This window comes from Collinsella sp. AM44-11, from assembly GCF_003467145.1.
Taxonomy (GTDB): Bacteria; Actinomycetota; Coriobacteriia; order Coriobacteriales; family Coriobacteriaceae; genus Collinsella.
In genome coordinates this window covers 52,503-75,615 of record NZ_QSFE01000011.1, presented here as the reverse complement: position 1 = coordinate 75,615, position 23,113 = coordinate 52,503, and the positions used below count along the sequence as shown (strand labels likewise).

The 23,113-nt window shown below is 58.3% G+C and carries 20 protein-coding genes; 14 read left to right on the top strand and 6 right to left on the bottom strand.

The window, feature by feature from the left end; all coding sequences use genetic code 11:
* Positions 1-557: 557 nt before the first annotated feature.
* The 3 genes from DW943_RS07960 to DW943_RS07950 are packed head-to-tail and all read right to left on the bottom strand — an operon-like array spanning position 558 to position 5,226.
* Entirely contained in the window at positions 558-2,414 is a 1,857-nt protein-coding gene (locus DW943_RS07960) for an ABC transporter ATP-binding protein (protein ID WP_117862701.1), read from the bottom strand.
* Positions 2,414-4,780 carry an ABC transporter ATP-binding protein gene (locus DW943_RS07955; protein ID WP_117862700.1) on the bottom strand — a complete coding sequence of 789 codons (2,367 nt, stop codon included), beginning with the start codon at positions 4,778-4,780 and terminating at the stop codon, positions 2,414-2,416. The genes DW943_RS07960 and DW943_RS07955 overlap by 1 nt, the downstream gene beginning before the upstream one ends.
* Complete coding sequence (locus tag DW943_RS07950; RefSeq protein WP_117862699.1) at positions 4,777-5,226, bottom strand: MarR family winged helix-turn-helix transcriptional regulator; 450 nt, start codon at positions 5,224-5,226, stop codon at positions 4,777-4,779. The genes DW943_RS07955 and DW943_RS07950 overlap by 4 nt, the downstream gene beginning before the upstream one ends.
* 288 nt (positions 5,227-5,514) lie before the next feature.
* On the opposite strand from DW943_RS07950, the gene DW943_RS07945 reads away from it, so the two are divergent.
* The 11 genes from DW943_RS07945 (at position 5,515) to DW943_RS07895 (ending at position 15,703) form a co-directional block, all read left to right on the top strand.
* Complete coding sequence (locus DW943_RS07945; protein WP_006234857.1) at positions 5,515-6,264, top strand: SDR family NAD(P)-dependent oxidoreductase; 750 nt, start codon at positions 5,515-5,517, stop codon at positions 6,262-6,264.
* Between the two features lie 108 nt (positions 6,265-6,372).
* Complete coding sequence (locus tag DW943_RS07940) at positions 6,373-7,389, top strand: 2-keto-3-deoxygluconate permease (RefSeq protein WP_117790516.1); 1,017 nt, start codon at positions 6,373-6,375, stop codon at positions 7,387-7,389.
* A gap of 466 nt (positions 7,390-7,855) precedes the next feature.
* Positions 7,856-9,907 carry a formate C-acetyltransferase gene (pflB, locus tag DW943_RS07935; protein ID WP_117637024.1) on the top strand — a complete coding sequence of 684 codons (2,052 nt, stop codon included), beginning with the start codon at positions 7,856-7,858 and terminating at the stop codon, positions 9,905-9,907.
* A gap of 85 nt (positions 9,908-9,992) precedes the next feature.
* A complete protein-coding gene (gene grcA3 / locus DW943_RS07930) occupies positions 9,993-10,244 on the top strand; it encodes an autonomous glycyl radical cofactor GrcA3 (protein ID WP_055252439.1) in 252 nt (83 codons plus the stop codon).
* Between the two features lie 439 nt (positions 10,245-10,683).
* Positions 10,684-11,538: a DegV family protein gene (locus DW943_RS07925; protein ID WP_117862698.1), complete on the top strand. Its 855-nt coding sequence runs from the start codon at positions 10,684-10,686 to the stop codon at positions 11,536-11,538.
* A 185-nt stretch (positions 11,539-11,723) separates the two neighbouring features.
* Positions 11,724-12,542, top strand: a complete 819-nt coding sequence (pflA, locus tag DW943_RS07920) for a pyruvate formate-lyase-activating protein (protein WP_117862697.1) — start codon at positions 11,724-11,726, stop codon at positions 12,540-12,542.
* A 49-nt stretch (positions 12,543-12,591) separates the two neighbouring features.
* Positions 12,592-12,813, top strand: a complete 222-nt coding sequence (locus tag DW943_RS07915; protein ID WP_117862696.1) for a hypothetical protein — start codon at positions 12,592-12,594, stop codon at positions 12,811-12,813.
* Positions 12,814-12,891: 78 nt separating this feature from the next.
* A complete protein-coding gene (gene mtnN / locus DW943_RS07910) occupies positions 12,892-13,632 on the top strand; it encodes a 5'-methylthioadenosine/S-adenosylhomocysteine nucleosidase (RefSeq protein ID WP_099432169.1) in 741 nt (246 codons plus the stop codon).
* A 38-nt stretch (positions 13,633-13,670) separates the two neighbouring features.
* Positions 13,671-14,261 (top strand): ribosome biogenesis GTP-binding protein YihA/YsxC, encoded by a 591-nt coding sequence (gene yihA / locus DW943_RS07905; protein WP_055252447.1) that lies wholly within the window; start codon positions 13,671-13,673, stop codon positions 14,259-14,261.
* A gap of 94 nt (positions 14,262-14,355) precedes the next feature.
* Positions 14,356-15,039, top strand: a complete 684-nt coding sequence (locus DW943_RS07900) for a DUF3990 domain-containing protein (protein WP_117564732.1) — start codon at positions 14,356-14,358, stop codon at positions 15,037-15,039.
* On the top strand, positions 15,005-15,703 hold the full coding sequence (locus DW943_RS07895) for a helix-turn-helix transcriptional regulator (RefSeq protein WP_233543631.1): 699 nt from the start codon (positions 15,005-15,007) through the stop codon (positions 15,701-15,703). The genes DW943_RS07900 and DW943_RS07895 overlap by 35 nt, the downstream gene beginning before the upstream one ends.
* Before the next feature lie 232 nt (positions 15,704-15,935).
* Here the strand turns inward: DW943_RS07895 and DW943_RS07890 are convergent, their stop codons facing one another.
* Positions 15,936-16,949, bottom strand: coding sequence for a hypothetical protein (locus DW943_RS07890; RefSeq protein WP_117862695.1), 1,014 nt, complete (start codon positions 16,947-16,949; stop codon positions 15,936-15,938).
* A 102-nt stretch (positions 16,950-17,051) separates the two neighbouring features.
* Between DW943_RS07890 and DW943_RS07885 the strand changes: the two genes are divergently transcribed.
* Complete coding sequence (locus DW943_RS07885; RefSeq protein ID WP_231501614.1) at positions 17,052-17,315, top strand: helix-turn-helix domain-containing protein; 264 nt, start codon at positions 17,052-17,054, stop codon at positions 17,313-17,315.
* Positions 17,316-17,518: 203 nt separating this feature from the next.
* Here the strand turns inward: DW943_RS07885 and thrB are convergent, their stop codons facing one another.
* Both thrB and thrC read right to left on the bottom strand, forming a co-directional pair.
* Positions 17,519-18,400, bottom strand: a complete 882-nt coding sequence (gene thrB / locus DW943_RS07880; RefSeq protein ID WP_117862694.1) for a homoserine kinase — start codon at positions 18,398-18,400, stop codon at positions 17,519-17,521.
* Between the two features lie 201 nt (positions 18,401-18,601).
* The gene (gene thrC, locus DW943_RS07875; RefSeq protein WP_117862693.1) at positions 18,602-20,119 is read right to left on the bottom strand and encodes a threonine synthase; all 1,518 of its coding nucleotides are present in this window, start codon (positions 20,117-20,119) and stop codon (positions 18,602-18,604) included.
* A gap of 103 nt (positions 20,120-20,222) precedes the next feature.
* Here thrC and DW943_RS07870 point away from each other — a divergent pair, with 103 nt between their 5' ends.
* Both DW943_RS07870 and DW943_RS07865 read left to right on the top strand, forming a co-directional pair.
* Entirely contained in the window at positions 20,223-21,611 is a 1,389-nt protein-coding gene (locus tag DW943_RS07870) for an aspartate kinase (RefSeq protein ID WP_117862692.1), read from the top strand.
* 219 nt (positions 21,612-21,830) lie between these two features.
* Positions 21,831-22,856 (top strand): aspartate-semialdehyde dehydrogenase, encoded by a 1,026-nt coding sequence (locus DW943_RS07865; RefSeq protein WP_117862691.1) that lies wholly within the window; start codon positions 21,831-21,833, stop codon positions 22,854-22,856.
* Positions 22,857-23,113: the final 257 nt, after the last annotated feature.

Here is a 23,113-nt window from a genome sequence, read left to right as displayed (position 1 = left end):
GGGGGCTCCTGTCGTTTCCGTGCCCCTGGATTGGGTCATAGCGTCTGTCGTTTCCAAAACATCGATGTAGTCGTTGGGGACGTTCTTGTTTAAAGGTGGCACTTGGGGACGTTCCTTTTGTGCCGGCAGTTGGGGACACTCCTTGCACCAGGGCGCGGTTTGTTCGCTGGCATTGCCAAATCTTTGGTGTTCTCCAGACCCTGTGGGCAAAAAATGCCAAATATGAGTACTGTTGCTGCTGTAGTGCCATATTGCTCCCACAAAATAGTGGACATAATAGTAAATATGTTCATTAACGCTAGTACATATAAGCCTGATACAGAGCTGATTGAGCAATGTGGAGGTGCATACAAGCTACAAGAGCGGTGTTTTGGGTCGTTTTGGATGTTACTAAAAAAGTAACAGTACTCATATTTGCCATTTTTTGCCCACGGGCTCTGGAAGGGGCTATCAAATAGGTTTCAGGGAGTCGGTTCGAGGCCACAGAACGAAAAACGGGGGCACAGGATGAACCTGCGCCCCCGTTTTTTGGGTATTGCGGTTGTTTGCCGCCGGTTTTACGCCGCTTCGTCGAACTGCGAGTTGTACAGGTCGGCGTAGAAGCCGCCTTGGGCGAGCAGTTCGTCGTGCGTGCCCTTCTCGACGATGTCGCCGTCGCGGATCACCAAGATCACGTCGGCGTTTCGAATCGTGGACAGGCGATGTGCGATGACAAAGCTGGTGCGGCCCTGCATCAGCGCATCCATGGCGCGCTGAATGAGCTCCTCGGTGCGGGTGTCCACGTTGGAAGTTGCCTCGTCCAGAATCAGCGCCGGACGGTCGGCCAAAATGGCGCGGGCAATGGTCACGAGCTGGCGCTGGCCCTGCGACAGGTTCGTGCCTTCCTCGTTGATCATGAAGTCGTAGCCGCCTGCGAGCGTATGGATAAAGTGATCGCAGCGTGCGGCGCGTGCAGCGGCCTCGACCTCGGCATCGCTTGCATCGGGGCGTCCGTAGCGGATGTTCTCGCGGATGGTGCCGTTAAACAGCCAGGTATCCTGCAGCACCATGGCAAACTCGCCGCGAAGTGCCGCGCGGTCCCAGTCGCGCACGTCGATGCCCTCGACACGCAGCGAACCGCCGTCCACGTCATAGAAGCGCTGAAGCAGCTTGATGAGCGTGGTCTTGCCGGCGCCGGTAGGGCCGACGATGGCGATGGTCTGACCGGGCTCGGCCTCGCAGCTAAAGTCGTGGATGATGGTCTTGTCCGGCGTGTAGCCAAACTTGACATGCTCAAACTCCACGTGGCCGGGGCGCTTCTCGGGGATCTGCGCGTCGGCCTTTTGCTCCTCCTCGGGCGCGGCCAGGAACTCAAACACGCGCTCGGTGGCGGCAGCCATCGACTGCATCGTGTTGCTCACGTTGCCCAGCTGCTGCACGGGTTGCGTAAAGTTGCGCACGTACTGAATGAAGCTCTGGATGTCGCCGGGCGTGGCGTTACCAGTCAGCGCGAGCTGCGCGCCCACCACGACGACGCCCACGTAGCCCATGTTGCCCACCAGGCTCATAAGCGGCATCATCAGGCCCGACAGGAACTGCGAGCGCCATCCGCTCATAAAGAGGCGGTCGTTCTCTTTGTCGAACTCCTCGATCGAAGCCTCGGCGCGGTCGAACACCTGAATAACGTTCTGGCCGGCAAAATCCTCCTCGATAATACCGTTGACGGTGCCCAGGACCTGTTGCTGCTCGCGGAAGTACGGCTGCGAGAAGTGAATCATCACCATCAAGATAATCGCGGCGGCCGGCAGCGTGAGCACGGTGACACCGGTGAGCGGCAGGCTAATCGACAGCATCATGACGAGCACGCCGATAATCTGCGTTACCGAGGTGATGAGCTGCGTCACGCTCTGGTTGAGCGACTGGCCGAGCGTATCGACATCGTTGGTGATGCGGCTGAGCACGTCGCCCTTGCTGTGGCCGTTAAAGTAGCTCATCGGCACGACGGCGATCTTGGCGGCGATTTCCTTGCGCATGCGGTAGCAGATCTTTTGCGTAACGCCGGTCATGAGCCAGCCCTGGATCAGGCTGCAGGCGGAGCTCGCCAGGTACAGGCAGAGCAAAAAGCCGAGCGTCTTGGCGATCCAGTTAAAGTCGACATCGCCGGTACCGTTGACCTTGGCAACTAGGCCCTCGAACAGCTTGGTCGTAACCTGGCCGAGCACCTTGGGCCCCACAATGTTAAAGATGACCGAGCATACGGCAAAGGCGACGGCGGCAAACACGGCAATCTTGTGCTGGCCGATATAGCCGAGCAGCTGCCGCATGGTGCCCTTAAAGTCCTTGGCTTTTTCGCCGCGACCCATACCGCCCATGCGACCCATGGGGCCACGCTGACGAGTGGGCTTGGGAATCTGAGTCTTGGTCTCGTCTGCCATTAGCGCTCGCCTCCTTCCATAACGGCTGCAATCTCTTCTTGGGTAAGCCCCAGTTCCTCGGCAGAAAGCTGTGACTGTGCAATCTCCAAGTATGCCGGGCAGCTGTGCAGCAGCTCCTCGTGCGTGCCGGTGCCCACCACGTGGCCGTCGTCGAGCACGATGATCTGGTCGGCGTGCATGATAGTCGCGATGCGCTGGGCCACGACCACGAGCGCGGCGTCGGTGACGTTTTTGGCCAGCTCCTCGCGCAGGCGCGCGTCGGTCTTGTAGTCGAGGGCGCTAAACGAGTCATCGAACACCACGACCTCGGGCTTTTTGGCCAACGCGCGGGCGATGGCCAGGCGCTGGCGCTGACCGCCCGAGACATTGGAGCCGCCCTGGCTGATGGGGGAGTCGTAGCCGCCCTCGCGCTCGGCGATAAAGTCCTCGGCCTGTGCGATGCGTGCCGCTTGGCGCATGTCATCATCGCTCACCATGTCGCCGGCAAATTTGAGGTTGCTCTCGACAGTGCCCGAGAACAGACGCCCCTGCTGCGGGATGTAACCAATGCGGCGGCGAAGCTCGGAAAGGGTCATATCGCGCACGTCGATGCCGTCGAGCGAAATACTGCCGCCGGTGACGTCGTACAGGCGCGGGATGAGCTGCACAAGCGTGGACTTGCCCGAACCCGTGGAGCCGATGATGCCGAGCATCTGGCCGGCGTGCGTGGTGAAGTTCACACCGCTGATGACATCGGCGCGGGCATCGGGATACTGGAAGCTCACGTCGTGGAAGGCGAGCTCACCGCGCGGCGCGTTGGCCGCGGGCAGTTTGGGCGAGACGGGGTCGTTGATGCTCGTGGGGCAGGTGATGACCTCTTCCACGCGCTCGGCTGCGACCTCGGCGCGGGGCAGGATGACCGACACCATGGTGAGGATCATAAACGCCATGACGATCTGCATGGTGTAGGAGATAAACGCCATCATGTTGCCGACCTGCATCACGCCGTCCGAGACGCCCTGCGCGCCAAACCAGACGATAAGCACGGTGATGCAGTTCATGACGAGCATCATGAGCGGCATCATAAAGCTCATGGCTCGGTTGGCGTAGAGCTGTGTGGTCATAAGGTCGAGCGAAGCCTTGTCAAAGCGCTCGAGCTCGTGTTCTTCGCGGTTGAACGAACGGATAGGCATAAGGCCGTCGAGCAGCTCGCGGGCGGTGAGGTTCACGCGGTCCACAAAGCTCTGCATCTTTTTGAACTTGGGCATGGTAAGGCCCATGAGCACGCCGACGACGGCCGAGACCGCGATGATGGCCACGGCGATGGTCCACTCCAGGCCGGTGTGGTTGGCCAGGACGCGCATGACCGCGACGATACCCATGACAGGCGCCATGAGGCACATGCGAATGAACAGAGTCGCTGCCATCTGGATCTGCTGAATGTCGTTGGTGCAGCGGGTGATGAGCGAGGCCTGGCTAAACTTGCCCACCTCGGCCGGCGAGAAGTGCATGACCTTGTTGAAGGTCTCGCGGCGCAGGTCGCGGGCGATGGAGCAGGCGGTGCGCGACGCCACAGCGCCGGTCAGGATGGTGGCGACCAGCGAGATCAGGCACAGGCCAAACATCGTGGTCGCCATGCGGCTCAGGTAGGCGTTCTGCACGTCGGCGGGGTCGATGCCCTGCGCCTTGTACTCGTCCTGCACGTAGGTCACGGCGCGCTGCGTGACGATAGAGCCCGACATGGAGCCCATTTTGTCCGCCATTTCGTTGGCGCCTTCGACGAGCTTGCCCTGGTCGATCAAGCCACCTTCAACGCCCAGACGCAGGCTCTTCATGGTGATCTTGCCGCCGTCGGCATCAATCTGCTTTTGCATGTTCTGTGCCGCTGCGGCCTTCTGCTGCATCTCGGCGAGCTGCTCGGGCGTCATCGCCGCCATCTGCTCGGGGGTGGGCATGGCCTGGGCGGCGCTGTTGTCTTTTTCGCTGGACGTGCCCATCATGTCGCCCATGGAGCTGGCGTCGATGCCCTGGTTGAGCGAAAGGACGACGGTCTCGGGCAGGCTCATGATGTCGGCAATCTTGCCGCCGTCGGCGCGCTCCTCCTCGGTGCCCTTGTACGTTCGAATGCCGTTGTTGTCCGCCTTGCTAAACACGGCATCCACGGCTTTGGCGTCCTTGGCGCCCATAAAGAGCTTGAGGTCATCGAGCGATTCGGCGCGAATGGTGTCGGGCACGGGTGAGGCGATGCCGCCTTGCTGCACGCCCACATCGACGATGTCACTCATATACGTAGGCAGCGCTAGGTCGGCATTGCAACTGATTACGATAAGTACGATAGCCGTGAGCAGCGCCAGGACATGCTTTTTAAAGAGCTTGAGAATCCTCACTCGGCATCTCTCCTTTCTTGGTTGCGGTCGATAATTTCGTTGGCACGCCTTAGAAGGCGCACCATCTCTTGGGTATCCGTTTCGCCGAGCTGCTCGAGAAAGGCCGCGGTGCGGTCCTCGAATTCCCGACGTTTGATTTCGAGGTCTTGTCGGCCTTTGTCGGTCACCGTGACGTGTACGCGACGACGGTCGGTTTTTGAGTGCTCGCGCTCGACCCAGCCCTTGCCCTCGAGGGCGCGCAGGATGTTGGCGATGCGGGCGCTCGAGACCCAAGCGCGATCGGCGAGTTCGCTCGGCGTAAGCGAACCGCCGGCGAGCATGAGGGCGCGCATGACGGCCATCTCGCCGCCGAGAGCTTTGTCCGCAAAGCGCGAAATGCGCTGATGCATGCTGCCAAACTCAGTTAAAAGCTGATGCCCAAGCTCATGGAAATCGGTATCTTCCACCGAAAACCCCTAACACTAGAAACTATTTTCGGTGAAAGATGATACCCCTGCTCAACCATCCCATTCGGTAGATTTCTAGGTATGTCCCAAAAATCTACTTGGTCGCTAGGCAATATAAAGAGCGTATAAAGACTTAAAATCATTCAATAATTGTAACGTTTCAAAGAATTATCATGCACGCGGTTAGGCGAGGGGTTGTCATCACCATGACGACTGGGACTCATTTATCGCCACGCGCGATGCTCCAACTTCCCGCAAGGAGACACCTGAATCAAGGGGGATGGAGTCATGGCATTTGACTTCACGGGCAAGACCGCGATTGTCACGGGTGGCACTCAGGGCATTGGCCTCGAGATCGCCAAGGGCATCGTCGCGGGCGGCGGACACGTCGCGCTCATCGCAAGGAACGCTGCCAAGGGCGAGGCCGCTGTGGCCGAGCTTGGCGAGGGCAACAAGTTCTATCAGCTCGATGTTGCCGATGCGCCTAAGGCGCGTGAGACCGTCGAGCAGATTTTTACGGACCTGCCGCAAACCAACATCCTGATCAACTGCGCTGGCGTCATCAGCACCAAGAAGTTCGACGAGATCGATGACACCGAGTGGCGTCGCACCATCGACATCAACCTCAACGGCACCTTTACCATGATGAACGCCGTGTACCCGCACTTTAAGGCGGCCCATGCCGGCACTATCGTCAACGTGAGCTCTGTTGCTGGCAAGATCGGCGGCGGCCTGCTCGGCACCGCTGCCTACGCCAGCTCCAAAGCCGGTGTTAACGGTCTAACCAAGGCAGTCGCCAAGGAAGGCGGCAAGTTTGGCGTCCGCTGCAACGCCGTGTGCCCGTCGCTCACCCTTACCGATATGACCTCGATTCTCTCTGACGAGAACTCTCAGCGCATCATCAACGGTATTCCTCTGGGCCGCGCCGCCCAGGCCAGCGAGCCTGCGCAGATGGTGCTCTTCTTCGCTTCCGACCTCGCTAGCTTCGTGAACGGCGAGATCGGTGACTGCGACGGTGGCATCGTTCTGGACGGGTAATACCCCGCGACGTTAATTCGGCGACGGCTCCTGCGACTCGGGACCGTCGCCTTCTTTCTGACAAAGGCGCGTGCGGCTACGATTCGCATGCATCCAAAGGAGATATATATGAGTGAATCGACTGCGGTGGAGGCGCCGGCGGCAAAGGAGCCGTTCTTTAAGATGTCCTCCATCCCGGGTGCCAATATTTTGGTGCCGCTTTTGTTGGGCTGCCTGCTCAACACGCTGTTCCCCGATCTGTTCAAAACGCTCGGCAGCTTTACGCTCGGCATGACCCAGCAGGGCGCAGGCCCGCTTGTTGGCGCTTTTTTGCTCATCGTCGGTACGACGATTTCGTTTAAGAGCGCTCCTGCCGCCGCTGCCCGCGGCGCCATCATCATCGCCGTCAAGCAGATCGTGGTCGTTGCCGTGTCGCTGCTCATCCTTTATGTATTCAACGACAACCTGTTTGGCATCTCTGCCATGGTGATGCTGGCCGCTTGCACCGGCGCCAACAACGCTATGTACGCTGGTCTGATGGGCACCATGGGCAATGAGGCCGAGCGTGGCGCCGTCGCCATCACCACGCTGGTTGTCGGCCCTCCGGTCACGATGATCGTGCTCGGCGCTGCCGGTCAGGCTCCGATCGGCTGGTCGCTCGTGGGCGCCATCCTGCCGATCGTCGTCGGCATTATTCTGGGTAACCTCTTCCCCAGCTTTAAGAAGATGATGGCACCGGCACTTTCCGCCATCATCGTGCTCGTCTTCTTTGCCATGGGCTCGACCATGACCTTTGGCCAGCTCATTAATGGTGGTCTTCCCGGTATTCTGCTCGGCGTGATCTGCTCGGTGGTCTTTGCAATTCCCGTTATCGCGGTCGATAAGCTCACAGGCGGTACGGGTGTCGCAGGTGCGGCCATTTCGAGCTGCGCCGGAGCCAATGTGGCCACGCCTGCTGCCATGGCAAGCGTCAACGAGGCCTTGTACGGCGGTGTGGTGCTCGCGACGGCCACGGCACAGGTTGCTGCCTGTGCAATCGTGACTGCTATTTTGACCCCGCTGGTCACCAGCTGGTGCTACAAGCATTTTGAGGGCCAGCAGAGCAACAGCAAGGCAACGACCGACAAGGCCGCCTCAGCCGCCTAATGCCAAGCGGCAATCAAAGCTAAAAACTAGTCACGCCACAGGGCGGCCACGGGGGGTCCCGTGGCCGCCCTGCAGTTTCTGTAGGGTCTCTGGAACACTTTACCCTGCTAAAGCTGGCATAACAGCTAGAGTGAACGTCGTACAAAGGCAAGGAAAAATACCAAACAAATCGGTGAACGGTAGTTGTTCGCGCTCGCATTTCCTGCGGGTTTGTAAAAAACGCCTTTATGATATAAAAAAAGAAACATATAACAGCCCAGATGGAGAGGGTCGCTATGTTATCCTTCTCAAACGGGTGAAATCTTGGGTTTTGGGTTGTAGTTCCAAGGTGGACAAACGTTTTCCCTGCACCAACGTGTGGTGAAGAACGGAAGAAGCCGGTAGTGCAAGCCGAACATTCAAGAATTCAATAAGCAGCGGTGTGAGAGAGCGCCGCATTACACGTAACTAGGAGCGTGGTTACACAATGCAGGAGGCATGGGAAGGCTTCAAGGAAGGCATCTGGACGGGAGAAGTTGACGTCCGAGACTTCATCCAGAAGAACTACACCCCCTACGAGGGCGACGAGTCGTTCCTCGCCGGCCCAACCGAGCGTACCAAGGAGCTGTGGGGCGAGGTTCTCGACCTGCTGCTTAAGGAGCGCGAGCAGGGCGGTGTCCTCGATATGGACACCAAGACCGTTACGGGTATCGTGAGCCACCCCGCTGGCTACATCGATAACGCCCACCGCGAGAAGGAGACCATCGTCGGTCTCCAGACTGACAAGCCGCTCAAGCGCGCGCTGCACGTCAACGGTGGCATCCGCATCGCTTGCCAGGCTGCCAGCCAGCACGGCTATAAGGTCGACGAGAACGTTGTCGAGCGCTACACCTTCGAGCGCAAGACCCACAACGCTGGCGTCTTCGATGTTTACACCCCCGAGATGCGCGCCTGCCGCTCGGCCCACATCATCACCGGTCTGCCCGATGGCTATGGCCGCGGCCGCATCATCGGCGACTACCGTCGTGTTGCCCTGTACGGCGTCGACTACCTGATCAAGGACAAGGAGGCCCAGAAGGCTTCCACCCCGACGGTCATGACCGCCGACAACATCCGCGATCGTGAGGAGCTGCAGGAGCAGATCCGCGCCCTCGGCGAGCTCAAGATGATGGCCGAGACCTATGGTTTCGACATTTCCAACCCTGCTACCAACACGCAGGAGGCCATCCAGTGGATGTACTTCGCCTACCTCGCTTCCGTCAAGGAGCAGAACGGCGCCGCTATGTCCATCGGCCGTACCTCCACGTTCATCGACATCTATGCTGAGCGCGACCTTGCCAACGGTACCTTCACCGAGGAGCAGATCCAGGAGTTCGTGGATCACTTCATCATGAAGCTCCGCATGGTCAAGTTTGCCCGTACCCCCGAGTACCAGGCCCTGTTTACCGGCGATCCGCAGTGGGTCACCGAGTCCATCGGCGGCATGGGTGTTGACGGCCGTACGCTCGTTACCAAGATGAGCTACCGCTACCTGCACACGCTCGAGAACATGGGCACCAGCCCCGAGCCCAACATGACCGTTCTGTGGTCGACCCGTCTGCCCGAGAACTTCAAGAAGTTCTGCGCCAAGACTTCTGTCGCCAGCTCCTCGATTCAGTACGAGAACGACGACCTCATGCGCGTCTACCACGGCGACGACTACGGCATTGCCTGCTGCGTGTCCTCCATGCGCATCGGCAAGGAGATGCAGTTCTTCGGCGCCCGCGCCAACCTGGCCAAGTGCCTGCTGTACGCACTCAACGGCGGTGTTGACGAGGTCTCCAAGAAGCAGGTCGGCCCCAAGTATCGCGCCGTCGAGGGCGATACGCTCGATTACGATGACGTCGTGGCAAAGTACAACGACATGATGAAGTGGCTCGCTGGCGTGTACGTCAACTCGCTGAACATCATCCACTACATGCACGACAAGTATTGCTACGAGCGCATCCAGATGGCTCTGCACGACAAGCACGTGCACCGCTGGTTCGCTACGGGCATTGCTGGCCTTTCCGTCGTGGCTGACTCCCTGTCCGCCATCAAGTACGCCAAGGTCCACCCCGTCCGCGACGAGAACGGCATCATTGTCGACTTCGAGACCGAGGGCGAGTTCCCCAAGTACGGTAACGACGACGACCGCGTCGACCAGATCGCTCACGACGTTGTGCACCAGTTCATGGAGTACATCCGCATGAACGACACCTACCGCAACTCCGTGCCCACGACCTCGGTTCTGACCATCACCTCCAACGTCGTGTACGGCAAGAAGACCGGTTCTACGCCTGATGGCCGCAAGGCTGGCCAGCCCTTCGCCCCGGGTGCTAACCCCATGCACAAGCGCGATAGCCACGGCGCCATCGCTTCGCTGTCTTCGGTTTCCAAGCTCCCGTTCCGCGATGCTCAGGACGGCATCTCCAACACCTTCTCCATCATCCCGGGCGCGCTCGGCAAGGAGGACCAGGTGTTCTTTGGTGATATCGACCTTGATCAGCTGGGCGAGTAACTATTGTTAGTGCTATACTAACAATAACGATTACTGATTAGCGCGCCGGTTTCGGCCGGCGCCTATCGATCGAAGGAGACACATTATGAAGGTTTCTGAAGTTTCCGAGACTCAGGCCGATAACCTGGTCCACATGCTCGACGCTTACGCCGAGAAGGGTGGCCACCACCTGAACATCAACGTCTTCAACCGTGAGACGCTGCTCGACGCTCAGGCTCACCCCGAGAAGTACCCGCAGCTGACCATCCGCGTTTCCGGCTATGCCGTGAACTTCCACACGCTCACCAAGGAGCAGCAGGACGAGGTCATTTCGCGTACCTTCCACAACAAGTTCTAAAGGGATTTAACTCCCGCAGGACCGCCGGGCCGCTTTGGGCTACTTTCCAAAACGTCCTCGGACATGCAAAGGGCTCCGCTGCGCGCTTCGCGCGGCGGAGCCCTTTGCGTCCTGCGGAATGTTTTGGAAAGTAGCCCAAAGCGGCCCGGCGGGGGTCCTGTGTAGTCACCCTTTAGGCGGAACTCTCCTGAGAGGTTGGGCGCATGGGATACTTTCTTGGTGGCTACCGCTTATCGCGTATAGCTACCGTTTGCGGAGTAAGTAACACTCATTACTAAACCGTGTAGAATCTCAGGCAAGCACGGAGTATTTCAGGGAGACGCTGTCCTTTGTTGTGACGAAGGGCGGCGTCTCTCTGGTGCTTGGGAGTCGTTGTTCAATTGGGCGACGGGCGTGCGCGCGTAATAAATAACCAACGTCGAGATGGGTCGTGATGATAATGGGCAAGTACGTAATCGTGGTTGAGTCTGGTTCGGATGTGACGCCGGAGCTCTGCGAACGCTATGGCATCGTGCGTGTACCCATGCATGTCACGATTGGTGACGAGACCGTCGAGGACGGTTCGATCGATCCGCTCGAGATTTACTCGCGCTGTAACGAGTTTGGCGTTATGCCCAAGACCAGTGGCTGCTCGCCTGCGGATTTTGCTCACGTGTACGACCGCATTCATGCCGAGCAGCCCGATGCGACCATTTTGCATCTTGCGTATTCCGAGGCCACGACCTGCTCGCATCAATCATCGAAGATTGCGGCCCAGGGGCGCGACTACGTGTTCTCCATGGACACGCGCTTTGTCTCGGTGGGCCAGTCACTCGTTGTCGTCGAGACTGCCAAATACATCGAGGCTCATCCCGATGCCACCGTTGACGAAATTTTCGCCTTCACCAATTCCGTCATGGACCGCGTACTGTTGGGCTTTGTTCCCACTGACCTCGCCTTCCTTAAGGCGGGCGGCCGCCTGTCCAACGTTGCGTTCCTTGGCGCCCATCTGCTCAAGATTAAGCCCTGTATTGAGGTGACGGGCGGCAAGTTCGTGGCGACCAAAAAGTTCCGCGGCTCTATGCTCAAATGCGCCCGCGCCTTTATCGATCACATGATTGAGAAGGGCGAGATTGATTACTCGCACATTGGCCTGGCGTATTCGGTGGGTCTTTCCGAGGAGCTGCGCGACGATATGGAAGTCTATGCGCACGACCTGGGCTTTAAGGACGTTACCTGGACTCAGGTCGGCGGCGTCATCTCGAGCCATTGCGGCCCGACCGCCTTCGGTGCGGTGCTCACGCTCAAGGCGTAAGGCCGGGCGTCTATCGATATCTATTGCCACGGCGGCGGGCGGGTTGCGACAACCTCCCGCCGCTCTTGCGTGGGGCCAAATAGAGCAACCCAATTGAGGGCTAAACCGTTTCACCATCATGCGCATGGGCTAGAATGGCTCTGGCATGTACGTAGCTAAAACCAAAGAGAGGCAAGGTAGCGGGAATGGCTGAGATGACGCTCGAGGGTGTGGACGCTCGTCCCGAGGACTCTGCATTTGCCCTGGGTCGTGTACATTCGATCGAGACGATGGGAACGGTCGATGGTCCCGGAATCCGTTTTGTGGTGTTTGTTCAGGGCTGTCCCATGCGCTGTGCGTATTGTCACAATCCCGATACCTGGTCGGTTAGCGGCGGCACCATGGTGACCGTCGAGCACCTGATGGACGAGTTCCAGAGTAACCATGAGTTCTATCGCAGCGGCGGAATTACGGTTTCGGGCGGCGAGCCACTTCTGCAGCCCGAGTTTTTGGCCGACCTGTTCCGTGCAATGCACAACAACCCCGATGGTCGTGTACATACCTGCCTGGATAGCTGTGGCTACGCCTTCGACCCTCAGCATCCCGAGAAGTTCGATGCCGTGCTCAACGAGACCGACATGGTTTTGCTCGACATCAAGCATGCCGACCCGGTCGAGCATAAAAGGCTGACCGGTTGTGACCCCGCACGCATCCTGGCGTTTGGCGATGAGCTGGCGCGTCGCAGGATCAAGGTCGTTATCCGCCACGTGGTGGTACCGGGCATTACCGACGCGGTGGAGGAGTGCGAGGCGCTCGGTCGTTTAATCGCCCCGTGGCATAACGTGGTCGGCCTGGAGATGCTGCCGTATCACACCATGGGTGTCGTCAAATACGAGCAGCTGGGGATTCCCTATAAGCTTGAGGGCGTTCCACAGATGGATACCGCGCGCATGCCCGAGCTGCGCAACGCCGTCATGACGGGTATGAAAAAGCGCCGCGCCGAACTCAAAAACGCCATCGACTAGCGATCTATTTTCGCCCCCAAGGGCACTCATTGGGGACAGACTTAAATGAGTGCGCGATGGCATTGCGGGCGAGCATGTTTTGGTGCGCAACAAGGCAGGCTGGATTAGCGAGGATGGTTACTATTCGACATGCGATGCGGGCCTTATCGACATCGATGGCCGTACCTATGTCATGAGCGTCATGACATCGATACCGTGGAGCGAGCGCTCGAGCGAGGTTACGGCCGCGATTGCAAAGGCGCTGTTTGATACGCGAGCTGCACTGGCTTAGCGTGTTCGTTTGGCGAGGTCAAACAAAATGCTGGTACCATACCGTGGTTGAGAATTTCGTATAGGTTTGGGGAATGGTATGGCTACCATCGCGATTATCGGTGCGCTCGAAAAAGAGATCATGCAGATTAAGGAAGAGCTGAGCGACGTTTGCGAGGCACGGGAGGCAGGCTTGACCGTTGTGAGCGGTGAGCTCGACGGCCTGACAGTTGTCGCCACAACGGCGGGCATGGGCACGGTGAACGCCGCCGCTGCAACACAGCACCTCATTAGCAAGTATGCTCCGCAGGCTGTTGTGTTTTCGGGCATTGCGGGCGGTTTGAACCCCAAGCTCCATATCGACGACGTGGTCATTGGCAAACGCCTGCGCTATCTGGATACCGATACCGCGCTTATCGCCGAGTCCGCACCGGGGCTTGAGGAGTTTGGTTCGACGCCCGCGCTGGTCGATATTGCCGTCGACGTGCTTGCTGAGCGTGGGTTCGTTGACGCTTCGACAAATGCAGTCGCTTCGAACGAGGGCACCAAACAGTTCCTGGTCGGCACGATTGCCACGGGTAACCGCTTTGTGACGGGCGCCGCCATGCGTAACGACGCTATCGAGGCGACGCATGCCGATTGTGTCGGCATGGAGGGCGCGGCGATTGCTCATGTCGCAACCAAAAATGGTGTCGATTGCCTGGTGTTGCGCGCTATCAGCGATAATTGTGACGAGGCGTACGATGCAATTTGCGACCGAGAGTTCGATCTGTTCGAGTACGCGCGTGTCGCAAGTAACATCACGCTCGATATCGTCCGCCGCATTGCCGCTGCGCAATAGCGCGCTCTTTTGTAAGAACCTACGACCAAGGAGTGTCCATGGCCGATTCCATTAACTACCAGCTTGCCAAGTTCGTCGCCAGCTACGGCAAGGTTTCGCAGATTCCCGAGTCCACCTGCCCCGAGGTGAGCTTTGTCGGCCGCTCCAACGTGGGCAAGTCGTCGATTATGAACAAGCTCTTTGGCCGCAAGAACCTGGTCAAGGTTTCCAGTACGCCGGGCAAGACGAGCAACATCAACTTCTTTGAGGCCGACGACGTGCATTTCGTGGACCTGCCGGGTTACGGCTTCGCCCGTCGCTCCAAGGCCGAGCGCGACCGTTGGGCCGAGCTCATCGGTGACTTCTTCGACTCCGAGCGCAGCTTTAACCTGGTTGTGTCGCTGGTGGACATTCGCCACGATCCCAGCAAGCTCGACCACGACATGATCGACTACCTACAGGGCAACGAATTCAACTTTATCGTCTGTCTCACCAAGGCCGACAAACTCAGCCGTACCCAGCAGGCCCGCCAGGCAGCAGCCATCAAAAAGCAGCTCAACGTCCCGGCCGAAAACGTAATCATCACAAGCTCCCAGACTGGCACCGGTATCGATGAACTCAAGCGCCGCATCGCCGAGGCCTGCCTCTAATCGAGCTGCAACCCCTCAAAAGCTCTTATCTATATCACCTCAGTGATAGTTATTGGTAAACTATCACTGTGGTGATATTTTTTAGGAGGCCGATATGGAGCTGTGGCACGGGTCGGAGGTTGTTGTCGAGCATCCGTCGCTGGATAGATGTAAGCAGTTCAACGACTATGGACGTGGGTTTTATTGCACGCCACATGAGGAAATGGCGATGGAATGGGCATGCCGGACCGAGTCCGATGGTATCGCGAATCGATATGAGCTCGATATGGATGGTCTCGCGGTCTTGGATTTGGAGTCCGGGGAGTTTTCAATTCTTAATTGGCTTGCGATTTTGGCCGACAACCGGGAGTTTAATGTCTCGACGCCGCTGGCACGCGAAGGACTTCGCTATCTGCTGGATAACTGCCTGATTGATATTTCTCCCTATGATGTTATTCGAGGCTATCGCGCCGACGATTCCTACTTTTCGTTTGCAAGACAGTTCGTTAACGGCATGATCTCGCTCAGGCAACTGCAACTCATTATGCGTTTGGGCGATTTGGGCATCCAATACGCTCTTATGAGTGAGCGCGCGTTCTCGGCGATCAGGTTCCGCGATTGGAAGCAGGCCTCGGGAGCTGAGTTTTATCCCAAACGATTTGAGCGAGAACAGAATGCTCGACGTAAGTATCTGGATACGATAAACGGATTTGACACCGAGGGTGTCGACATTAGGGATTTGATGGCAGGGAGGGTTGATTTAAATGATCCAAGAGTTAACGGATTGTGGGCCGAGTAGGACATATCCCGTCTATTACCTCGAGGACGCAATGAACAACCTAGGCGACTGCTTTGACTATGCCGTTAATGATTATGGAGCAGAGGGATCGGAAGTTGCTGAACTCTTTTGCCTCAGCGGCGTAGCTCGCGAGTTCGAACGCGGCAACGCATGGGTCGTATCGGGAAAATCGGGCGTTGAGCTGTTCGCGCTTATCGCTGAAAGATCGGGCTATCAAAACAGGCCTATACCGGACTGCACCTATCGATTTGAGAAGACGCCGGAATATTGGGCGGGCTGGATGCTGGCATACCTGCAGTGGCGTTTAGGGGAGTCTTTCGAAGATCTGCTGCATGTCGTTCCATTTGATGCGCTGCGCGGTCTGTACTATCCCTGGCATGAAGCCTCAGAGGAACGTGTGGCGCGTCTTATTTGCGATATGGCGAAGAAAACACCTCGTCAAACTAAACTGGCGCAAGCAAGAAAGAGGCTCAAGAAAACCCAACAAGACCTGGCATACGAATCGGGCATATCACTCCGCTCAATCCAAATGTACGAACAGCGCCAGAGAAACATCAACGAAGCATCGGTAACAACCGTAAGGGATATGGCGAAAGTCCTGCACTGCAGCATCGAAGACATCTTAGAGCCAGTCTTTGAATACAAAGAAACTAGCGCAGCCTAAAAGAGATGCTGGCCGCTGATTGCTCAAGTTGCAGTTCGAGCAATTTGAGCAGCGAAGCCGGCTGCCTAGTGGGGGCATGTGGGCCTTCTAGGTATCAAAATTCGCCTACGTATCGAAATGCCCCGCCAAGCTAAAGTGCTCGGCGGGGCATATTTCGATTGACGATGCTAGCAGGGGTTGAACTTTAATATGCCGCGAGTAAGAGGCGTCTGCATTTAGCAATTAAAGTAAATTATTCAATTCGGGTGCTCAGCCAGTATTCTCCATTTGAAGCTAAGATTGCGTACGTAATTCCATTTTTGACAGTTGGCGTACCTACGCAGGCAGCGCCAGTCTCCTTAGCGTCGGAAAATGAGAGTGTTGGATCAATTGCTTGTATGGTTGCTAATGCTGTCGCCGCGGCATAATCTGAATTTTCGAAGTACATGACTATGTTTTTGAAGCAGTTTTCTGATCCAAGATAGCTGAATAGTAGTTGACTGCTCGAGTCCGAGAAAAAACCTCCAATACCGGCAAGCGTAGAGCCATTTTTTATCTGAAGCTCGAGTCCCGTGCCGCTATCGTCTAACTCGTAACTCGCCTTCATACTGCTGCAATTGGGAATATCGGAGAATTCCTCGTTAAGTCGTTCAATAAAGCCTTCAGGTGAAATTGAAAACGATCCGTCGCCAAGAAAGGAAGTAATTTCCTTTTCGTTGCGGGTGTCAACGATCTCTCCGCATCTCCCGCATTCTCGAATTTCCTTCGAGGTGGCGTCAACGTAATCGACTTCGGTAGTCCAAGAACCTGGTTGATGCCCAAGGGGTTTCCCTTCGGTTTTGCCGCAGCGTTGACAGGTCTTCGGAACCGTGCATGTTGCTTCTTCCCATTCATGTCCGAGCGGTTTCCCCTCGGTTTTGCCGCAACTTTTACAGGTGCGAGGGCTTGTACAGTTTGCATTGGTCCAAAGTTTGTGGGTGCAAAACATTTGAGGAAACAGCATGGGTAAGCAGAAGATGACGGCAACTATCGCAGCAGTTGCGATAGCCGCTCGTTTATTACCACCAAGTTTGTTAATGGCACTCGTTAGAAGTGAATCGTCCTCTTCCTTATTGCATGTGGCACCGTCTTCATTTGATGATCGATCGTCAGGGGAGGTGGTGTCGTCAGCACCATCAGAAACCTGCTTCCCTTCGATATTCGGCTTCTGTTCATCAGATGCACTGGGCGTTTGCTCACTATTGGGCTCTTTCATCTCGTCATCCATGCTTATCGAGTCCCCTCTCTCGTTTCAAATGTGCGATGCGAACAATTGCGATAAGTGAAACAGATACTCACATGAATATATCCTAGTTTGGGATATATCAAAATGGAATATAGCGTAAACGGTATGAACGTTGATGCTAATAGGACATGCGGAAAGTGCCTCTCCCAGATTCGTCGGGAACAAGGTATCACTCAGGTTGAACTCGCAAAGAAACTGAGGGTACCTCAGTCGTTCATCTCGAAAGTCGAAACCGGGGAACGCAGTCTTAGGGTTTATGAGCAGTTCGCCTATGCAGAGGCACTTGGAATTACCGTCGGAGTTCTCGTGCAAAGACTTGAGGCGGTTCTGAGCAGCGGAGATAAATAGATTGCGCCGCGAATCGGGCGATAATTAAATCAGCGAATGCGATTATCCTGTCGAGGCTGCGAAGGTCCCCTTGGGGCTTCCCCTGAAAACAATCCGCAGATCGAATTGCCCCGTCGCGCGAAGCGCACGACGGGGCAATTCATGATCGAGGACGTTTTCAGGGGAAGCCCCAAGGGGACCGGTGAGAGCAATGAGGCAGGGCGCTACAGGTACTCGATTTGAGCGCCCTCGGTGTCGCACGTCAGAATATGCGTATCACACTTAGGGAACTGCTCGCGCAGCTTAACCTGCAAGAACTTTGCCACGATGGTGTCGTCAGTCACGGCCATGAGAGTCGAGCCCGAACCACTGATCCAGATGGTTTTGGCGCCGCCGTTAAGGCAGGTGTCGCGCACAGCGTTGTAGTCGGGAATCAGACGGCGACGATAGGGTTCCTGAATACGGTCGTCATTGGCGGCGGCAATCAGGTCCAGGTCACCAGTCTCCAAACCGCGCGTCATGCCGGCGATGCGGCCCATCTGCCATACGGCGGTGGAGAGCGGAATCTCCTGCGGCACGACCTTGCGCGCCTCGCTCGTGTGCACCTCGTAGGGCGGAATCACGGTAATAAAACGCAAGCGATCGCTCACTTCGTAGCGCAGGCACTGGGGAAGCGAATCGGTCGGCGTAAAGGAGCAGACGGCACCGCCCAGGATAGCGGGGGCGACGTTATCGGGATGGCCCTCGACCTCGGTGGCAATGCGGACGAGCTCGGCGCGGTCGACGGTGTGGCCCGTCAACGCGGCGGCTGCCATGATACCAGCGACGACGCAGGTGGAGCTGGAACCCAGGCCACGAGCGACGGGAACGTCAGTCTGAATGTCGATGGCAACGGGGAAAGCCGGCTCGCCCCATGCGGCCAGCGCATCCACAAAGCTCACATAGACCAGGTTATTCTCGTCTTGGAACTCCTCGGGGCAGCCCGTGATGGTGAGTTTGTCGGCGCGCTCGAAGGTGAAGTGCGAGTAGAGGCTGACGGCCATGCCGAGGGTGTCGTAGCCGATGCCTAGGTTGGCGCTGGTTGCTGGGACGGTGATTTTGATCATGTGGGTCCTCCTGGGCGGGTCCGGCCGTTTAGTTCGCTGCTCGGGCAGTCCTGGCTCGCTCGGAAAGCACATTAAGTGCTTTCCGGCTCGTGCGGAACTCGCGACGAACTAAACGGCCAGACCCGCTCGCATGCTCGTCATCATCCCGAAAGCTTAATAAAAAGAAGGTGCGCCGGCTTTCGCCGGCGCTTAATAAGGGATCTAGTTGGTGCTCATTCGTTTTGCTGCGGACTCGACGTAGCTGGCCATCTCATCGACGTCGCAGACGTCTTCGAAGCGGACGGGCTTGGACTCGAGTTCGGCGAGCTGGGTCGGGGCGACCGTGTTGGTGGCCTGCTCGAGCACACGCATAGCCTCAAAATCATCCTCGGGAACGTCGAGGCCCAGGGCGTCGCAGCAGGCGCGCGGGAACTTGTAGGGGCTGGCGGTCGAAAGCAACACGCGGGCCTTGGCGCCCTCGGCGGGAGCGACCTTTTCGAAGACGTGATAGCCGCAAGCGGTGTGCGGGTCGATCACGTAGCCGTTCGCGTCCCAGCAGCTCTTGATGGCAGTGCGGACCTCGTCCTCGCTGGCCCAACCGCAACCAAAGACGCTCTGAATCTTTGCCAGCAGGTCGGCGGGAACTTCGTGGCGACCAGTCTGTGCCAGCTGCTCCATAAGGCCGGCAACGAGCTCGCAGTCGCCGTCGGACAAGAAGTAGAGCATGCGCTCCAGGTTGGAGCTAATAAGGATGTCCATCGACGGCGAGATGGTCGTGAAGAACGGGCGGTTACGGTCGTAAACGCCGGTGGTCAGGAAGTCGGCAAGCACGTTGTTCTTGTCGCTCGCCACGACGAGCTTGGCGACGGGCAGACCCATGCACTTGGCGTAGTAGCCGGCCAAGATATCGCCAAAGTTGCCGGTGGGCACACAGAACTCTACGGCGTCGCCAGCCTCGATAGCGCCGGCGCGCAGCAGTTGCGCATAGGCGGCAAAGTAGTAGACAACCTGCGGCACCAGGCGGCCGACGTTGATGGAGTTGGCACTCGAAAGCACAGTGCCGGCGGCTTCCAGGCGCTCGGCAAGCTCCTTATCGGCAAAGATGCGCTTGACGGCACTCTGGGCATCGTCGAAGTTGCCGCGGATGCCGCAGACGGCGACGTTATCGCCCTCCTGCGTGGACATCTGCAGATTCTGCACGCGGCTGACTTTGCCTTCGGGATAAAAGACGGTGATGCCCGTGCCCGGGGCGTCGGCAAAGCCGGCGAGTGCTGCCTTGCCCGTGTCGCCCGACGTGGCGGTGACGATCATGATGCGCTCGGCGCCGCCGTCCTTGGCGGAAGTGCGGGCCATAAGGCGGGGGAGCATCTGCAGGGCGACGTCCTTGAAGGCGCTTGTGGGGCCGCCAAAGAGTTCCATCACATAGGTCTGAGGGGCGTCGGCGCCCGGTGCGGCGTCGAGTTTGACGAGCGGCGTGACCTCTTCGCTCGCGAACGTGCCGCGGTATGCCTCGTCGACACACGCCGAAATTTCTTCGGCCGTGTAATCATTCAGTAACATTCCCAACACATCTTGAGCGATTTCAAAGTACGATTTATCTGCAAGCGAGCTGATATCGACCTGCTGGGTGCCAAGCTCGTCCGAGACAAACAAACCCCCGTCGGGAGCGATGCCGGTGCGGATTGCCACCTTACTTGAGCACGATAAAGTGCGTCCTCGTGTACTATGATAAGTTCCCATATAACACTGCTCCTCGGATGCCTTGGTCCCAATCGGTGAAACCATGGTATCAGAGCGCGCAAAACAGGTTTGCAGAGGCTTTTAGAAAGGTAACCTCCAGCCCATGATTAAGATTGCCAAGTTTGGCGGCTCGTCTGTCGCCGACGCCGAACACTTTAAGAAGATCAAGGCCATTGTCGATGCCGATCCGGCCCGCCGTTTTGTGGTGGTTTCTGCCTGCGGTCGCCGCTTTAAGGGCGACACCAAGGTGACCGACCTGCTCTACCTGGTTAACGCGCACGTTAAGTACCACGTGTCGTGCGAGGAGCTGCTCGAGGACATTGGGCAGCGCTATTTTGATATCGCTGACGAGCTGGAGCTCACCTATCCCATCCGCGAGGAGTTCGCGGCCTTTGCCGAGCGCGCCCGCTCGGGCGGCTACTCCACCGAGGAGCTCGTGAGTCGTGGCGAGTACTTCACCGCTCGCCTGATGGCCGAGTATCTGGGCCTGCCGTTCCTGGACGCCGCGACGGTCGTGGCGTTCCATCACGACGGTACGCTCAGCATGAACCGCACCTCCGAGCTGGTGCAGGAGTACGGTCAGCAGGGCGGCTTTGTCATGCCCGGTTTCTACGGCGCGACGCGTGAGGGTCAAATCAAGCTGCTCGACCGTGGCGGCGGCGATATCTCGGGCTCGATCCTGGCCAAGTGCCTAGGCGCCGACCTGTACGAGAACTGGACCGACGTTTCGGGCTTCTATTCTGCTGATCCTCGCATTGTGCCCGAGGCTCAGCCCATCGCCCGCGTTACCTACGAGGAGCTGCGCGAGCTTTCGTACATGGGTGCAAGCGTCCTGCACGAGGAGGCCGTGTTCCCTGTGCGTGAGGCGGGTATTCCGCTGGTCATCAAGAACACCAATGCGCCGCAGGACCCCGGCACCATCATTAGCGAGACGGCTGATGAGGGTGAGGCAGAGCCCATCATTACCGGCGTGACCGGCAAGCGCGGTTTTGTCGCCATCAACGTTGCCCGCGACCGCACCAAGCCCCGCGTCGGCTTTATGCGCCGTGCGCTTTCGGTCTTCGAGCGCTATGACGTCTCCGTCGAGCACATGCCCACCGGTGTCGACCGCTTTGGCGCCGTGGTGCAGGAGCAGGACGTTCACGATTCGCTGTACTCGCTCGTGGGCGACATTCAGCAGGAGGTCGAGCCGCTCGAGATTGAGGTCGTCGAGGGTCTGGCGCTCATCGCGACCGTCGGCCGTAACCTGCGCGGTCGTGCTGGTATTTCCGGCCACCTGTTTGGCATGCTTGGCCAGGCCGGCGTGAGCGTGCGCATGATTTCGCAGAGCTGTGACGAGATCAACATCATTATCGGTGTCGAGGAGAAGGACTTCGACCTGGCGATTCGGACCATTTACCGCGCCTTCTCCGACGAGAACGGCATTGTGAAGGTCGCGGACCTGGAGGCTCCCGCGCCGGTCGAACCCGCCCTGGCCGCCCTCCACAAGTAGCGGCCATCCCGGTAGATTCTTGGGACATGCCTGAAAATCTACCTTTTGGCGCACGAGTAGATTTTGGGGCATGTCCCAAGAATCTACCGTGGGGCGTTTCGTTTCGGTTTCGTTTCGACGGGGCGGGTTTCATGCCCGTCCCGTTTTTGTATACACTGGGCAAGAACATTCAGCCTGCTCGGCGTGCGGGCAAAAGCCACAACCTTTAAAGGGGGAAGCATGAAACAGTACACGGTTGCTATTTTGGGCGCGACGGGAGCTGTTGGCACCCAGATGCTCGAGTGCCTCAACGAGCAGGAGTTTCCGGTTGGCAAGCTCAAGCTGCTGGCAAGCGCGCGCTCTGCGGGCAAAACCGTCGAGTTCCGCGGCGAGCAGGTCGTGATTGAAGAGGCTTGTCCCGAGGCCTTTGAGGGCTGCGACATCGTACTTGGCGCCGCCGGCGACGACATTGCGAAAGAGCTGCTGCCCGAGGCTGTCAAATGCGGTGCCGTCGTGGTCGACAACAGCCACGCCTTCCGCATGGATCCCGAGGTTCCGCTTGTCGTTCCCGAGATCAATGCCGACGACATCAAATGGCATCATGGCCTGATCGCCAACCCCAACTGCGCGACCATCATCGGCCTGGTTCCCACCTGGCCGCTGCATCAGCTCGCAGGCGTGAAGCGCATGATCGTTTCCACGTACCAAGCGGCTTCGGGCGCTGGCGCTCCCGGTATGGCTGAGCTCGAGGCTCAGCTGGCTGCCCTGGGCCGTGGCGAGGAGATTCCCGAGCCGCGCGCGTTTGCCGCCCAGCTGGCGAGCAACCTGATTCCGCAGATCGGCGGCGTCAAGGAGGAGGGCTTTACCTCCGAGGAGATGAAGCTGCAAAACGAGGGCCGCAAGATCATGCATCTGCCCGAGCTGCGCGTGAACTGCACCTGCGTGCGCGTGCCCGTGCTGCGCTCGCACTCCGAGAGCATTACGCTCGAGTTCGAGCGCGACATTACGGTTGAAGAGGCCCGTGCTGCGCTGGTCGCCGCTCCGGGCGTCAAGCTGGTTGACGATCTGGGTGCCGAGGGTGCACACGACCGCTTCCCCATGCCGATGGATACGTCCGACCAGGACCTGATTTGGGTCGGCCGCGTGCGTCGCGACATCTCGAACCCCGAGGCCGCGCGCGGCATCACCTTCTGGTGCTGCGGCGACCAAATCCGTAAGGGCGCGGCAACCAACGCCGTCCAGATCGCTAAGCTGCTCTGCGAGTAGTTTGACCTGTCCGGCGGGGGCCGGGCTTGGTTTTCAGAACGTCCTCGACCATGTGTGGCGCCTTGTCCTGCTCCTTCGGAGCTGCGGACAAGGCGCCACACTGGTCTGCGGAATGTTCTGAAAACTAAGCCCGGCCCCCGCCTGCGGTGACTCGGCTGCGAGCGGCCTGCGATGGGGCCGTTGTTGGTTGGGGCCGCTGGGTTGATGTGGGGGCGCGTGGCTGTTGCGGACCCTGGTCCCGGCGGCGGCCTCGGCGC

Coding starts and splice junctions, on each gene's coding strand:
- DW943_RS07960 (WP_117862701.1), bottom strand. CDS start 2,414: ATGGCAGACGAGACCAAGACTCAGATTCCCAAGCCCACTCGTCAGCGT.
- DW943_RS07945 (WP_006234857.1), top strand. CDS start 5,515: ATGGCATTTGACTTCACGGGCAAGACCGCGATTGTCACGGGTGGCACT.
- DW943_RS07940 (WP_117790516.1), top strand. CDS start 6,373: ATGAGTGAATCGACTGCGGTGGAGGCGCCGGCGGCAAAGGAGCCGTTC.
- pflB (WP_117637024.1), top strand. CDS start 7,856: ATGCAGGAGGCATGGGAAGGCTTCAAGGAAGGCATCTGGACGGGAGAA.
- grcA3 (WP_055252439.1), top strand. CDS start 9,993: ATGAAGGTTTCTGAAGTTTCCGAGACTCAGGCCGATAACCTGGTCCAC.
- DW943_RS07925 (WP_117862698.1), top strand. CDS start 10,684: ATGGGCAAGTACGTAATCGTGGTTGAGTCTGGTTCGGATGTGACGCCG.
- pflA (WP_117862697.1), top strand. CDS start 11,724: ATGGCTGAGATGACGCTCGAGGGTGTGGACGCTCGTCCCGAGGACTCT.
- mtnN (WP_099432169.1), top strand. CDS start 12,892: ATGGCTACCATCGCGATTATCGGTGCGCTCGAAAAAGAGATCATGCAG.
- yihA (WP_055252447.1), top strand. CDS start 13,671: ATGGCCGATTCCATTAACTACCAGCTTGCCAAGTTCGTCGCCAGCTAC.
- DW943_RS07900 (WP_117564732.1), top strand. CDS start 14,356: ATGGAGCTGTGGCACGGGTCGGAGGTTGTTGTCGAGCATCCGTCGCTG.
- DW943_RS07895 (WP_233543631.1), top strand. CDS start 15,005: ATGATCCAAGAGTTAACGGATTGTGGGCCGAGTAGGACATATCCCGTC.
- DW943_RS07890 (WP_117862695.1), bottom strand. CDS start 16,949: ATGGATGACGAGATGAAAGAGCCCAATAGTGAGCAAACGCCCAGTGCA.
- DW943_RS07885 (WP_231501614.1), top strand. CDS start 17,052: ATGGAATATAGCGTAAACGGTATGAACGTTGATGCTAATAGGACATGC.
- thrB (WP_117862694.1), bottom strand. CDS start 18,400: ATGATCAAAATCACCGTCCCAGCAACCAGCGCCAACCTAGGCATCGGC.
- thrC (WP_117862693.1), bottom strand. CDS start 20,119: ATGGGAACTTATCATAGTACACGAGGACGCACTTTATCGTGCTCAAGT.
- DW943_RS07870 (WP_117862692.1), top strand. CDS start 20,223: ATGATTAAGATTGCCAAGTTTGGCGGCTCGTCTGTCGCCGACGCCGAA.
- DW943_RS07865 (WP_117862691.1), top strand. CDS start 21,831: ATGAAACAGTACACGGTTGCTATTTTGGGCGCGACGGGAGCTGTTGGC.